Origin of the sequence: Ruegeria sp. HKCCD7221 (assembly GCF_013031225.1) — a bacterium.
Classification (GTDB): Bacteria; Pseudomonadota; Alphaproteobacteria; order Rhodobacterales; family Rhodobacteraceae; genus Ruegeria.
The window spans coordinates 978943-993494 of sequence record NZ_WPZE01000001.1 but is presented as its reverse complement, the minus strand read 5'-3'; the positions used below and the strand labels follow the sequence as shown (position 1 = coordinate 993494).

Sequence of the window (14552 nt, the reverse complement as noted above, 5' to 3'; positions counted from 1 at the left end):
GCTCTTGCCCGAGGCGGGTTCTCGCCCTAGGGTGGAAGGCAAGAGTTTCCAGGGGATGGAAATGAACGAACGAGACGGCATTTTCGCCGGCACCGATCCGTTTGTTATCGCGGCGCGGTGGTTGGACGAGGCCAAGGATAGCGAACCGAACGATCCGAACGCGATTGCCTTGGCAACCGTGGATGATTCTGGTTTGCCGAACGTGCGCATGGTTCTGTTGAAAGAGATCGAACAGAACGCTTTTGTTTTCTATACAAACTATGAAAGCACCAAAGCTGCTGAGCTCGACAGTGCTGGCAAAGCCGCATTTGTGATGCATTGGAAATCTTTGCGGCGTCAAATCCGAGTTCGTGGTACAATAACACGCGAGAGTGGGCCGCAGGCAGACGAATACTATGCTTCCCGTTCTTTAAAAAGCCGTTTGGGGGCCTGGGCATCGAAGCAGTCGCAGCCTCTGAGTAGTCGCGCGGCTTTGATGGCTGAGGTTGCCAAAGTAACGGCGAAACTGGGGCCGAATCCACCGCGCCCTCCGTTCTGGGGTGGTTACAGGCTGGAGCCGGTCGAGATCGAGTTTTGGGCGGACGGAGCGTTTCGACTGCACGATCGGTTTCGATGGCAACGCGATCATTCGGGCTCGCCCTGGCAAATTCAAAGGCTGAATCCATGACGTTCGCGTATCGTGAAATGCAAGACTCGGAGAATAAAGGATTTTTTCGGCTTGAAATTGCAGACCATTCCCATACACATCGAACTCTTAACGAAGTGCTAAAACTCGCGATGGAAACACTGTGCCAGAAGACCTGAACAGCATGTACCGCGTCCGTGGACACGTAAAATGGTTCGATCCCGCCAAGGGGTACGGATTCGTTGTGTCTGATGAGGGCGGTCCTGATATTCTGTTGCATGTAAATGTTTTGCGCAATTTCGGCCAAAGCTCGGTAGCTGACGGCGCGGGAATCGAGATTATGACGCATCGCACCGATCGTGGTGTTCAGGCGGTTGAAGTGGTCAGCGTCGACCCGCCGGTGCGTACCGACTCGATGATGCTTGCCGATTTTGCCGAGCTCGATCCAGTGGTGATCGCGCAAGCTCCGTTGGAAGCTGCGCGCGTGAAGTGGTTCGATAAGGGCAAAGGCTTTGGCTTTGCGAATGTCTTTGGGCGCGACGAAGATGTATTCCTTCACATCGAGGTTCTACGTCGATCCGGATTGGCTGATCTTCAGCCCGGAGAGGCGTTGGCGATGCGCGTTATCGACGGCAAGCGCGGGCGTATGGCGGCTCAGGTGCTAGCCTGGGAAGCGGCTTTGGACGAATAAGTCGGACAATGCTCAGGTTTCTCACGGTTCTTGCTTTTATCTCTCTGCTATGGACCGAAGATGCGCTGGCCGCGTGCCGTGCAGATCGCGTTAACCTGAAGAATGACAAGATGCAGGCGGGTTTTGATGTCGAACTCGCCATCACGCCGCAAGAGCGATCCCGTGGGTTGATGTTCCGGGAATCACTGCCGACACGGTCGGGCATGCTTTTTGTTTTCGATCCTCCACAACCTGTTGTGTTCTGGATGAAGAACACACTGATTCCCCTCGATATCATTTTCATCGACCGGGCAGGTGTAATCACACACATTCATCAGGGCGCTGTTCCTGGCGATTTGACGCCGATTGAAGGCGGTGATTCCGTGTTTGCGGTGCTGGAAATCAATGCCGGGCTGTCTGCGCGGTATTCGATTACGCCGGGAACCGAGGTGCAGCACGAAATTTTTGCACAAGGTCCCGCAATTTGGCCCTGTTAGGGCTTTTCAAATCAGAAAGGCATCGTTAGGAAGGCGCACGGTCCGGGGCGTGGCGCAGTCTGGTAGCGCACCTGTTTTGGGTACAGGGGGTCGTAGGTTCGAATCCTGCCGCCCCGACCACTTCTTCTTAAATCGCTGGTGATCCACCCATAGCCTGATAAAGCGCTGTCAGCGCCTTATCCAGCGTTTCGCTTTCCACAGGGACCTGAACGGCAGGTCCTGTTCGTCGCGGTACGTCAAAATACAAATCAGCATCCACTCGGTACCCGGTTGAGTTCTTGGTCGATGTCAGCCGCATGACACTGGTGGGAAGATCCTGCGGGTAACCGTCGTAGTTGAGAATCAGGTAAGCCGTCTTATCCGGGGGCAGCAATTCGGAGCATTCAAAAACCCGATTCCCAAGCCGTTGAAACTGTTCGCCGGGCCCGTCGCATCCAATTTCAAAGGTTTTAAACAAGCGCTCTGGATAGTTTTCGAATTGCGCGCTGCGCGATGGAAGGGGCACATCTTGTGGTGCACAGGCCACGATCAGGCCAATCAGAGGAACCAATCCAAGCCGTCTCATCAGACTGCTTGCCCAATTTTTGGCCTGCAAAAATTTTCGACTGAGTTTTTCTTCATGACCGTCCTTGCACCGATTCTTTTTTGACACGGCAATCATAGCGCGGGTTTATCAAATGCCGATAACCATACTTGGCAACACAGTTAATTGGTTCTCCCAAACATGAGTTCATCGGCCAAGAGTGGTGGATGAAGCTGTGGAGGAATCGGCCACCAAAGTTCGAGAGTGTTCGAATGCGAACCGGTCAACAGTAAAGATTCAAAAAATGACCGAAAAATGACGTTGACGATCTATGGCTGAATGCGTCAACTTGTATGGGCCGAAGGTGGTGCCACTAAATCTGGTAGTAAATCCAGAGATGGTACAGGGCGAGGGTCGGAAAGCACAGCTATACTAACGTGCAACCGTTTGGACGGGTTGCGCTGTCATAGGCAGCGAACGGTCTTTTGCGCCCAAATTTCTGGCGCGGTCGAAGGTCTACAGTTTCGGACCTGAAACCAAAGAATAAGTTGATTGAATCTAGGGCGGCGGACATGAAGATTGACAGAAAATTCACTACATCGGGGCAGGATGCATATGCGGACCTGGACTTTGTGTCTGCAACGTCCGAGATTCGGAACCCAGACGGGACGATAGTATTTCGCCTGGATAACATTGAAGTTCCTGCCAGCTGGAGCCAGGTCGCAAGCGATGTCATTGCGCAGAAGTACTTTCGCAAAGCCGGTGTTCCGTCCAAGCTGAAAAAGGTTAAAGAGAAAGACGTTCCCGAATTCCTGTGGCGCTCGGTGCCTGCCGATGGCGCTGAATTCGACGGTGAGACGTCGTCCAAGCAGGTCTTTGACCGCTTGGCAGGTGCATGGGCGTATTGGGGCTGGAAGGGCGGCTATTTCTCGACCGAGGAAGACGCGCGCGCCTATTTCGACGAGATGCGCTATATGCTGGCCACTCAGCGCGCCGCGCCGAACAGCCCGCAATGGTTCAACACCGGTTTGCATTGGGCTTACGGCATCGACGGTCCTGCGCAAGGTCACCACTATGTCGACTATAAAACCGGAAAGCTGACAAAATCGAAGTCTGCTTACGAGCATCCGCAGCCGCACGCGTGTTTCATCCAATCCGTCGATGATGATCTGGTGAACGAAGGCGGCATCATGGATTTGTGGGTGCGCGAGGCGCGCCTGTTCAAGTATGGCTCGGGCACCGGGACCAACTTCAGCCATCTGCGTGCAGAGGGCGAAGCGCTGTCGGGTGGCGGCAAGTCCTCGGGCCTTATGGGCTTTCTCAAGATCGGCGACCGCGCCGCTGGCGCGATCAAATCAGGCGGGACAACCCGTCGAGCAGCAAAGATGGTAATCGTCGATGCAGATCACCCGGACATCGAGCAATTCATCGAATGGAAGGTGATCGAAGAGCAGAAGGTGGCCTCGATCGTTGCCGGATCGAAGATGCACGAGAAGATGCTGAACGGCATTTTCGAGGCCATCCGCTCATGGGACGGCGCGCAGGACGATGCGTATGATCCCAACAAGAATGACAGCCTGAAGAAAGCGGTTCGCGAGGCAAAAAAGGTCGCGATCCCCGAGACTTACATCAAGCGCGTGCTGGATTATGCGCGGCAGGGCCACGACAGCATCGAATTCCCCACCTATGATACGGATTGGGATTCCGAAGCCTACAGCTCGGTTTCGGGTCAGAACTCGAACAACTCGATCCGCGTGACCAACGCGTTCCTGACTGCGGTCGAGAAAGACGCCGATTGGGAGCTGATCAATCGGACCGATGGCCAAGTCGCCAAGACCGTCAAGGCGCGCGATCTGTGGGAAAAGGTCGGCCACGCTGCATGGGCCTGTGCCGATCCGGGTATTCAGTTCCATGACACCGTCAATGAGTGGCACACATGCCCCGAGGATGGTGAGATTCGCGGCTCGAACCCGTGTTCCGAGTATATGTTCCTGGATGATACGGCCTGTAACCTGGCGTCGATGAACCTGCTGACCTTCCTCAAGGATGGTGAGTTTCAGGCGGCCGACTACATGCATGCGGCGCGCCTGTGGACCCTGACGCTGGAAATCTCGGTGACGATGGCGCAGTTCCCGTCGAAGGAAATCGCGCAGCTTTCTTTTGACTTCCGTACCTTGGGTCTCGGCTATGCCAATATCGGCGGTCTGCTGATGAACATGGGCTACAGCTATGACTCGGATGAGGGTCGGGCGATCTGTGGTGCACTGACCGCGATCATGACCGGCGTGGCCTATGCGACCTCGGCCGAGATCGCGGGTGAACTGGGGCCGTTCAAGGGATACGAGCGGAACGCGGACCACATGCTGCGTGTTATTCGTAACCACCGCCGCGCGTCGCAGGGCGTCACGACGGGCTATGAAAAGCTGGCCGTGAAGCCGGTGCCTCTGGATCACGGCAACTGCCCCGATAAGCGTTTGGTCGATCTGGCAATGTCCGCTTGGGATGATGCCTTAAGCTTGGGCGAAAAGAACGGCTATCGCAACGCGCAGGCCACCGTGATCGCGCCGACCGGTACCATCGGGCTGGTGATGGATTGCGACACCACGGGGATTGAGCCGGACTTTGCGCTGGTCAAATTCAAAAAGCTGGCGGGTGGCGGTTACTTCAAGATCATCAACCGCTCAGTGCCGTCGGCGCTTGAAAAGCTGGGCTATTCCTCGGCGCAGATCGAAGAGATCGTGGGTTATGCGGTAGGCCATGGCACCATCGGCAACGCGCCGGGGATCAACCATACGTCGCTGACTGGTCACGGCTTTGGTCCGAACGAGCTGGCGAAAGTGGACGCTGCGCTGGAAAGCGCCTTTGACATCCGGTTCGTCTTCAACCAGTGGACGCTGGGCGAAGATTTCTGCACGGGTGTTCTGGGAATCCCAGCGACCAAGCTGAATGACCCAACCTTTGACCTGCTGCGTCACCTTGGGTTCACCAAGGCCGATATCGACGCAGCCAACGACCATGTCTGCGGAACCATGACGCTGGAAGGTGCTCCGCACCTTAAAGAAGAGCATTATGCGATCTTCGATTGTGCCAACCCATGCGGCAAGAAAGGCAAGCGTTTCCTTGGGGTTGATAGCCACATCACCATGATGGCCGCGGCTCAGAGTTTTATCTCGGGTGCGATCTCGAAAACGATCAACATGCCGAATGACGCGACCATCGAGGATTGCCAGAAGGCTTACGAATTGTCGTGGTCGCTGGGTGTGAAGGCCAACGCGCTCTATCGCGACGGCTCGAAACTGTCGCAACCGCTGGCGGCTGCGCTGGTCGAGGATGACGACGAGGCGGCCGAAGTTCTGGAAAGCGGCTCGCCGCAGGAAAAAGCCACCGTGTTGGCCGAAAAGGTCATCGAGAAAGTGGTCGTCAAGGAAGTCATCCGCAGCCATCGCGAAAAGCTGCCGCATCGCCGCAAAGGGTATACCCAGAAGGCGATCGTAGGAGGCCATAAAGTTTACCTGCGCACCGGTGAGTTCGAAGACGGGCAATTGGGTGAAATCTTCATCGACATGCACAAGGAAGGTGCTGGATTCCGGGCGATGATGAACAACTTTGCCATCGCGGTCTCGGTTGGCCTGCAATACGGTGTGCCGCTGGAAGAGTTTGTGGATGCCTTCACCTTTACTAAGTTCGAACCGGCGGGGATGGTGCAGGGCAACGACTCGATCAAGAACGCGACGTCGATCTTAGATTACATCTTCCGCGAACTGGCCGTCAGCTATCTGGATCGCACCGATCTGGCCCACGTAAAGCCCGAAGGTGCAACTTTCGACGATCTGGGCCGCGGTGAGGAAGAAGGTGTCTCGAATGTCTCCGAAGTCACTGATACTGCGGCATCCAAGTCGCTGGAAGTGCTGAAACAAATCAGTTCGACAGGGTATCTGCGCAAGCGGTTGCCGCAGGATCTGGCGGTGTTCAATCCCCAAGCGGATTTGTCCGGTATGGCCGAAGCTGCTGCGGCGTTTGAGGCCCCTGTCGCGGAAACCGCCGTCGCAACCGGAATGGACGCCCGGACCAAAGCCAAGATGCAAGGCTATGAGGGCGATCCTTGTGGCGAGTGCGGAAATTATACGCTGGTGCGGAACGGCACCTGCATGAAATGCAACACTTGCGGGGCAACAAGCGGGTGTAGCTAAGGCAAGCGCCCCGGCAACGGGGTGTAGGGACCGCGATCTTCCCCCCGGATATCCGGTCCCGACGAATACGGAGCAAGGCACTGAGACTTACCCAAGCTGCCTTGCTCCACTCGGTCGACATGCCCGTGTCGACCGGGAACAGGGTGGGGCGGAATATTGCTCTTTCCCACTCTTTCACGGGACGGGTGCGCTCGTCCCATGCGCAGTCCAGGCCGCAGGCAAAAAAACACCGGGCGGTCAACGATATGAGCCTGGATGGCGAAACTTAAAGGGGGCTTCGGCCCCCTTTTTTTCTTGGATTACGTCGGAAGGTGAATGTTGAACCGGGCGCGGATCTGGGCATCCAGCAGCGGATCAAACTGTGCAGGTGACGGGCTGGACAGGATTTCCTCTTTCCGCGCGGTCGCCTTTTCGATCAGGTCCGGCTTGCCTAGTTCGGCCCATTCTTTTGGTGATGTCCGGTCACCGAAGGTCGGATAGACATAGTCCGCCTGCATACGGCTGAGTGTTGCGTCGGTACCCAGATAGTGCCCGGGTCCGCCCATACAAACCTCGGCGATCTGATCCAAGGCCAGCGTTTCTTCGTTCACTTCAATTCCGCGAATGCAACGCTGGGCCTGTCCGATAAGATCGTCCCCCAAGATCAGGCTTTCAAAGCAAAATCCTAGCAGCGAAGCGTGCATTCCGGCTGCTTCGTAAACCATATTAACCCCAGACAGCCCCGCCATGACATTCGAGCACATTTGCTCCCATCCTGCTTGCATGTCCGGCAGTTTCGAATCCGACGCCCCCGCTGCAGCCCCACCGGGCAGGTCGTAGAACTGGTGCATCTGGGCGCAGCCTGCGGTCAAAAGGGCCTGTTCACCCGAGCCGATGGACATTGCCCCGGTGCGCAGGTCCAAACCAAATGGCCAAGTGCCAAAAACGGCTGGTGCCCCAGGACTTACGGCATTTACGTAAACCAATCCTGCAAGACATTCCGCCGTGGCTTGCGTGATGGCACCGGCGATGGTTGAAGGTGCGGTCGCTCCGGCCATCCCTGCGGAAAGAAGAAGAACGGGCATGCCTGCCTTGATGCATTCTTCCATCACTTCGCAGCTTTCGGTGGCGAACTTCATCGGCGGCACGACAAAGCAATTCGAGTTTGAGACGAACGGACGTTCGCGCCACTTGTCCTCACCACCCGCAATCATGTGGAGCATTTCCATGGCCGGGGCGACATGGCTTGGTTCAGTGAAAGACGTGCCGATATGTTTGAAAGTTCCCGAACAGCTTGCGTAGATTGTGTTCAGGTCCATTTCCTGATTGTCGAAAATGTCACGACACACCATAGGGCGTTGAACAAAATGGATATTATCAAGTTGCTGACAAATCCGGGCTGCGTCGTGCAGGTCCTGCACGGTCGAGTCGCGATATTCGCGCCCGTGCACGTCCACCATGCTGACAGCAGCCCCGGCTGTGCCGTAGTGAACGCGAGTGCCCGAGAGTTCCAGATCGGTATTCCCGTCACGACTGAACAGGGTAACTGATCGGTTGGCATTGGCGATCGTGTCTTCAACCAACGCCCGGGGAAACCGTATGCGGCCATCATCGCCCAATGTGCATCCAGCACCGACCAGATAGTCGATCCCGCTTTGCGGGGCGTCTGCCAAACCAATCGTTTCAAGCGCGGTCAGCGCTGCGTCGTGGATTTGTTCAACCTGAGTTTGGGTCAACGGCTTGTAGGTTCCGCCCTCAAGCCCCGGGCGTATGGGACGCAAATGATCCGGAAGGGCAGAGGCACGGGCGGCACGGCGCGCGGCGCGTCCGCCGCTGCGCGAATTATTACGGGATTGATCTTTCATGTTGAGATTCCGCTAGGTGGCACGTGAGGGGGTGAATGTGGTTACACCCCCGTCGGGCGCCCTCGGGCCGCGCGTCCTCGATCCGCGCCTATTGTGCGGCTGATCAGACGGATCTTCCAAACGTCGTTCTGCATGCAGGTCCTCACCTTATGCTATCAGTCTTTCAATACAGGTCGCGACATTCTGTCCTGTTTGCGACTTTGGGGTTCAAAAACGAAATGGATGCTTGGGTGCGGATCAAAGAAGCGAAAGAGTTCAATAATTTCTACCGAAACGCGGGAAATCTGTTATACTTCTGTCACTTATTTAAGAGCGGTTCGTGATCTCAATTGATTGTTAACGATTGCGACCCAGTTTTATGCGAAAGTGAACTAAATTCTCGAATTCCTTTTTGGAAGGTTTTGGTGAAAGTTGTGATACCCCGTTCGGCCCTTATCGCCACTCTGATCATAACGTGCGCTGCCCCAGCAGTTGCCGAGGATTGGAGCGGGGCCTATGCCGGGTTCAGCTTTGGGTATGCCGACGCAGATGGGCCCAATGGTTCAAGCGGCAGTGACCTGACTTTTGGTCCTCATGTCGGGTACGATCATGACTTCGGGAACTTCGTGCTTGGGGGTGAGTTGGAATATAACCGCTTGTCTCTGAATCTAGGGCAGGGTGAGGGTAGCCTGGACAGCATGACACGTCTGAAATTGCGGGGTGGATACGATTTTGGATCCGCGCTGGGGTATGTCGTGGTCGGAGCCGCGCGCGTGGATTCGACGGTCGATAATGACACCGCCGCTGTCTACGGCATTGGCGTCGCTTATCCGATCGGTGAGAACTTTGTCATCAGTGGCGAGGCGCTGCGCCAGAATTTCGACGATGTCACCCGCTCCGAAGGCGGCCTTGATTCCAACGTGTTCAACCTGCGAACAACGTTTCGGTTCTGAACACCGCTACTCGGCTGCGCGGCGGTCGGCCAGTTCACTTGCAAAGTTACAAATTGTCTGAAGCGCCGAAGCAAAGCGGTCATCGTCAATTGTCATAGCCACGCGAATGTGCCCCGCAGCAGCATCACCGAAACTTTCACCCGGCATGACCGCGATCGCGTGCGTATCCAGCAAGGCATTGGCAAAACCTTCGCCGCTTTGACCGGTGGCGCGGATATCCAACATCAGGTACATGGCACCTTGCGCCGGAACCAGACCAACCGTGTTTTGCGCCGCAAGAATTTCAACCGCCTTGGCGCGTCGCCTGCGAAATGGCGCGGCGATTTCCTCTTCCATTGCCACGCCTGCCGTCAACGCGAAACTGGCTGCATCCTGTATGAAACCGGGAACGCCATAGGTCGTATGGGTTGCAAGATTGATCAGATGTGAGATGACGTCCTCGGGGCCAACTATCCAGCCACAACGGGAGCCTGTCATCGCATGAGATTTTGACATCGACCCCACAATCAACGTCTGTTCGATCATGTCAGGCAAGCTTCGCGGAGAGATATGGTCGCCCTCCCAAACCTGAGTGTCGTAGACCTCATCCGAGATCAGCCACAGGTCACGCCTGCGGCAAACCTTGGCGATTTCCTCAAGTGTCTGCCGGGAATATGTCACGCCGGTCGGGTTATTGGGCGTATTAATCAGCAATGAGACAGCACCTTCGGCTGCTTCGTCGATCCGCTCGGCGCAGGGTTGAAAGGCATCTTCTGCGGTGGTTTGCACCGGGCGAGCAATTGCGCCCGCGCCACGGATCGTACCGGGATACGTGGCGTAGTATGGATCGAGAAACAACCCGACGTCACCCGGATTGCAGACCGCAACATGGGCGGCAAACAGTGCGGCTTGGCCCCCTGGCGTGATCAGGACGTTGCGGCGCGTGGTGGTTACGCCTGTGCGGGCCTGAACGCGGGCCGCGACCGTATCACGCAACAAATCTGTGCCAGGGACCATCGCGTATCCGGTGTGGCCTTGCCGGGCAGACAGGTCCATTGCCTGCAGGATTGAAGGGTCGGTGCGAATGTCATGTTCGCCAATAGTCAGCTCAGTAATGGCGTGGCCCCCACTGATCATCCGGCGCGCACGATAGAACACATCCCAGCCGTCGTTGCCGCCCGGGGTTAGATGAGTGATACGCTGCGACAGTTTCATGGCACGCTCCTGTGGTGGTCTTTTGGGCTGAAAGGGCCAGAGGGCGTTTCAATTGTCAATCGAATACCCGCCGGATCGTGGGGACTTGGCGAGAGTGATGCTGCGTGATAATCAGGGTGTCATGAACCGGATGACCTGCATCATTATCTGCTGCATTCCCTGCTGATTTATCAAGCGGGCCGGTTTCTTTCGTTTTCATCCCTGAGACAAGTTGCTATGCCCGCGCCAACGCGACACAGCCCATGCTGTTCTGAGGAGCCGACCGATGACGACGATCAAACTGCACAACACACGGACGCGGACGAAAGAGGATTTCGTGCCGATCAGCGCCGACAATGTGCGGATGTATGTCTGTGGTCCCACGGTCTATGACCGTGCCCATCTGGGCAATGCGCGGCCAGTGGTGGTGTTTGATGTGCTGTATCGGTTGCTGCGCCATGTCTATGGCGCGGATCACGTGACCTATGTGCGCAATTTCACTGACGTGGATGACAAGATCAACGCCACGGCCTTGGCGCGGCAAAAAGCAGGTTCGCCAGGCACGTTGGAGCAATTGGTACAAGAACGTTCGGACGAAACGATTGGCTGGTATCTGCACGATATGGGCGCTTTGGGCGCGCTTGAACCGAACGAGATGCCGCGCGCGACCGAGTATATCCCGCAGATGATCGCGATGATCGAAGGGTTGATTGACAAAGGCCACGCTTATGTCGCCGAGGGGCATGTTCTGTTCGCTGTGGATAGCTGGAAAGAACGTTACGGCGCACTGTCGGGCCGCTCGGTCGATGACATGATCGCGGGGGCGCGGGTCGAGGTTGCGCCCTACAAGAAGAATCCGATGGATTTCGTGCTGTGGAAACCGTCAAGCGATGAACTGCCGGGTTGGGACAGCCCATGGGGGCGCGGGCGTCCGGGATGGCATATTGAGTGCTCGGCTATGAGCTATGAACTGTTGGGTGAAAGTTTCGACATTCATGGCGGTGGCAATGACTTGATGTTCCCGCATCATGAGAACGAGATCGCACAAAGCTGCTGCGCGCACCCCGAGGGCGAGTTCGCCCGGGTTTGGCTGCACAATGAGATGTTGCAGGTTGAGGGTAAGAAAATGTCCAAATCTCTGGGCAATTTCTTCACCGTTCATGATCTTTTGGATCAGGGCGTGCCGGGTGAGGTGATCCGGTTTGTGTTCTTACAGACGCATTACCGCAAGCCGATGGACTGGACCGAGAAGAAGGCGCGCGAGGCCGAAGCGACGCTGCGCAAATGGCGGGCGCTGACAGCTGGCATCGAGCCCGCCGCCAGCGCGGCCCCCTCGGTGATCGCGGCGCTGAGTGATGACCTCAACACGGCGGGGGCTCTTACGGAACTGCACCGTTTGGCATCTGATGGTGATGCCGCCGGACTGTTGGCCAGTTCACGGGTTCTGGGGTTGTTGGAGCCTGAGATGGGTGATTGGGCCGATACGGGCTCGGCAGATCTTTCGGGCCATGCGGCGCGTCTGGCCGATGCGCGAGTCGAAGCGATGCAAAGCAAGGACTTCTCGGAAGTGGACCGGCTCAAGGCGGCCTATGTCGCGGCAGGGCTCGAAGTGCGGATGAGCAAGGACGGTGTGGATCTTGTACCCGGCGCGGGCTTCGATGCGACCAAGTTGGAGGGTGTGTGATGTCGAAGGAACGGCTTTATCTCTACGACACCACACTGCGCGACGGGCAGCAGACGCAGGGGGTGCAGTTCTCGACCTCTGAAAAGGTGCAGATCGCCAAGGCTCTGGACGAGTTGGGTGTGGACTATATCGAAGGCGGCTGGCCCGGTGCGAACCCCACCGACAGCGCGTTCTTTGAGGTTGCGCCACAGACCTCGGCCCGGTTGACGGCGTTTGGGATGACCAAACGATCGGGCCGGTCGGCCGAGAATGACGATGTGCTGGCCGCCGTGATGAATGCGGGCACGCAAGCCGTCTGTCTGGTGGGCAAATCGCATGATTACCACGTGACCCACGCGCTTGGGACCACGCTGGAGGACAATGTCGAGAACGTCCGCGCCTCGGTCGCGCATATCGTGGCGCAGGGGCGCGAAGCGTTGTTCGATGCCGAGCATTTCTTTGATGGTTATAAGGACAATCCCGCCTATGCGGTTCAGGTCTGCCGGGCCGCGTTGGAGGCAGGCGCCCGTTGGGTCGTGCTTTGTGACACGAACGGTGGCGCGCTGCCTGCCGAGGTTTCACGCATTGTGGCCGAGGTGATCGCCGCAGGGCTGCCGGGCGACCGGTTGGGCATCCACACTCATAACGATACGGAAAACGCGGTAGCCTGTTCGCTGGCCGCCGTGGATGCGGGCGCGCGCCAGATACAAGGCACGCTGAACGGGCTGGGCGAGCGGTGCGGCAATGCGAACCTGACCGCCTTGATCCCGACCTTGTTGCTGAAAGAACCCTATGCCTCGCAGTTTGAAATCGGCGTCAGTGCGCAAGCGCTGGCCGGTCTGACGCGGATCAGCCGGATGCTGGATGATATTCTGAACCGGGTGCCCAGCAAGCAGTCGGCCTATGTGGGGGCTTCGGCTTTTGCGCATAAGGCGGGGCTGCACGCCAGCGCGATCCTCAAGGATCCATCGACCTATGAGCATGTGGATCCGGGTGCGGTTGGTAATGCGCGGATCATTCCGATGTCCAATCAGGCGGGGCAATCGAACCTGCGAAAACGCCTGACCGAGGCAGGTTTGTCGGTGGATAAAGGCGACCCGGCATTGGGGCGTATCCTTGATCGGATCAAGCAGCGCGAGGCTGAGGGCTATTCCTACGACACTGCTCAGGCGAGCTTCGAATTGCTGGCGCGGGTCGAACTGGGGCAATTGCCAGCGTTTTTTGAGGTCAAGCGATACAAGGTCACGGTCGAGCGGCGCAAGAACAAGTACAACACGATGGTCAGCCTGTCCGAGGCCGTGGTCGTGGTGAAGGTCGACGGCGAAAAGAAGCTGTCGGTTAGCGAGTCTTTGGACGAGGATGGCAGCGATCGCGGCCCGGTGAACGCGCTGGCCAAAGCGCTGGCGAAGGATCTGGGGCAATATTCGCAGGTGCTGGCGGATATGCGGTTGGTGGACTTTAAGGTGCGCATTACGCAAGGCGGGACCGAGGCTGTCACCCGCGTCATCATCGACAGCGAAGACGGGCAGGGGCGGCGCTGGTCCACTGTGGGCGTCAGCGCGAACATAGTAGATGCCTCGTTCGAGGCGCTTTTGGATGCGATTCAGTGGAAACTGGTTCGCGATTGCGGACCGCAGACGGCGGTGGCCGAGTGAGCGTTGCCTTCGACGATGACGTAAAGGCCTGTGCCGCACTGGTGCATCGCGCCGACCCGGATCGGTTTATGGCGGCAATGGCTGCCCCTGTCACAGCGCGGGCGGTTCTGTTTCCGATCTATGCGTTGAATGTCGAAGTCGCCCGCGCACCATGGGTAACGCAGGAACCCATGATTGCCGAAATGCGCCTTCAATGGTGGCGTGACGCTTTGCAGGAGATTGCCGAGGGGCAGGCGGTACGCAGGCATGAGGTCGTGACGCCTTTGTCCCGTATTCTGTCGCCGCATTTGGCGGCTCAGTTGGATGAGTATGTGGCCGTAAGACGTTGGGATATATACCGTGATCCGTTTGAGGATCAGGCGCATTTTGAGTCCTATTTCAACCATAGCGCCGGAACTTTGATTGTCGCGTCCGCGCAGGCGTTGGGCGAGGCGGACGAACAGGTTCTGCGCAATTTCGGTTATGCAGTGGGTGTCGCGAACTGGTTGCGGGCGATCCCCGAGCTTGAGGCGCGCGGACGTGTTCCCCTGTTGGATGGAACACCGGACGGGGTGCAGCAATTGGCAAAATCGGCACTGGATCGACTTCACGCCGCCCGCGCTCAGCGACCTGCTGTCTCAAACGAAGCGCGTCCGGCCCTGTACGCCGGTTGGCAGGCAGAATGGGTGTTGCGGCAGGCGATTGCGCAACCAGATCGCGTCGCCGCTAGTGCGCTGGCGCAAGGTGAAATCCGGCGTAGGCTGTCACTGATGTGGAACGTCGCCCGGGGGCGCTGGTAAC

General features: G+C 57.4%; 11 protein-coding genes and 1 tRNA gene. 9 read left to right on the top strand and 3 right to left on the bottom strand.

Annotated features, from left to right (window positions below; genetic code table 11):
• Positions 1 to 61: 61 nt before the first annotated feature.
• The 4 genes from pdxH to GOX73_RS04905 all read left to right on the top strand — a co-directional run bounded on the left by pdxH (position 62) and on the right by GOX73_RS04905 (position 1912).
• Positions 62 to 667, top strand: coding sequence for a pyridoxamine 5'-phosphate oxidase (pdxH, locus tag GOX73_RS04920; protein ID WP_171124890.1), 606 nt, complete (start codon positions 62 to 64; stop codon positions 665 to 667).
• Positions 668 to 788: 121 nt separating this feature from the next.
• Positions 789 to 1316 (top strand): cold shock domain-containing protein, encoded by a 528-nt coding sequence (locus GOX73_RS04915; protein WP_171121541.1) that lies wholly within the window; start codon positions 789 to 791, stop codon positions 1314 to 1316.
• 110 nt (positions 1317 to 1426) lie between these two features.
• Positions 1427 to 1792 (top strand): DUF192 domain-containing protein, encoded by a 366-nt coding sequence (locus tag GOX73_RS04910; RefSeq protein WP_371808566.1) that lies wholly within the window; start codon positions 1427 to 1429, stop codon positions 1790 to 1792.
• Between the two features lie 43 nt (positions 1793 to 1835).
• Positions 1836 to 1912: transfer RNA gene (locus GOX73_RS04905), tRNA-Pro, on the top strand.
• Between the two features lie 7 nt (positions 1913 to 1919).
• Here GOX73_RS04905 and GOX73_RS04900 read toward each other — a convergent pair.
• Positions 1920 to 2357 (bottom strand): hypothetical protein, encoded by a 438-nt coding sequence (locus tag GOX73_RS04900; protein WP_171124892.1) that lies wholly within the window; start codon positions 2355 to 2357, stop codon positions 1920 to 1922.
• Positions 2358 to 2887: 530 nt separating this feature from the next.
• Here GOX73_RS04900 and GOX73_RS04895 point away from each other — a divergent pair.
• Complete coding sequence (locus tag GOX73_RS04895; protein ID WP_171124894.1) at positions 2888 to 6505, top strand: vitamin B12-dependent ribonucleotide reductase; 3618 nt, start codon at positions 2888 to 2890, stop codon at positions 6503 to 6505.
• A gap of 299 nt (positions 6506 to 6804) precedes the next feature.
• On the opposite strand, the gene GOX73_RS04890 is transcribed toward GOX73_RS04895, so the two are convergent.
• Positions 6805 to 8349, bottom strand: a complete 1545-nt coding sequence (locus GOX73_RS04890) for a trimethylamine methyltransferase family protein (RefSeq protein WP_171124896.1) — start codon at positions 8347 to 8349, stop codon at positions 6805 to 6807.
• Positions 8350 to 8753: 404 nt separating this feature from the next.
• Between GOX73_RS04890 and GOX73_RS04885 the strand changes: the two genes are divergently transcribed.
• A complete protein-coding gene (locus GOX73_RS04885) occupies positions 8754 to 9281 on the top strand; it encodes a porin family protein (RefSeq protein ID WP_171124898.1) in 528 nt (175 codons plus the stop codon).
• Positions 9282 to 9287: 6 nt separating this feature from the next.
• Here GOX73_RS04885 and GOX73_RS04880 read toward each other — a convergent pair whose 3' ends face one another.
• The gene (locus GOX73_RS04880; protein ID WP_171124900.1) at positions 9288 to 10475 is read right to left on the bottom strand and encodes a pyridoxal phosphate-dependent aminotransferase; all 1188 of its coding nucleotides are present in this window, start codon (positions 10473 to 10475) and stop codon (positions 9288 to 9290) included.
• A gap of 265 nt (positions 10476 to 10740) precedes the next feature.
• Here GOX73_RS04880 and cysS point away from each other — a divergent pair, with 265 nt between their 5' ends.
• The 3 genes from cysS to GOX73_RS04865 are packed head-to-tail and all read left to right on the top strand — an operon-like array spanning position 10741 to position 14551.
• Positions 10741 to 12138 carry a cysteine--tRNA ligase gene (gene cysS / locus GOX73_RS04875; RefSeq protein WP_171124902.1) on the top strand — a complete coding sequence of 466 codons (1398 nt, stop codon included), beginning with the start codon at positions 10741 to 10743 and terminating at the stop codon, positions 12136 to 12138.
• Positions 12138 to 13772 (top strand): citramalate synthase, encoded by a 1635-nt coding sequence (gene cimA, locus GOX73_RS04870; protein WP_171124903.1) that lies wholly within the window; start codon positions 12138 to 12140, stop codon positions 13770 to 13772. The genes cysS and cimA overlap by 1 nt, the downstream gene beginning before the upstream one ends.
• Positions 13769 to 14551 carry a squalene/phytoene synthase family protein gene (locus GOX73_RS04865; protein ID WP_171124905.1) on the top strand — a complete coding sequence of 261 codons (783 nt, stop codon included), beginning with the start codon at positions 13769 to 13771 and terminating at the stop codon, positions 14549 to 14551. Before cimA ends, GOX73_RS04865 begins: the two co-directional genes overlap by 4 nt.
• Position 14552 lies beyond the last annotated feature (1 nt).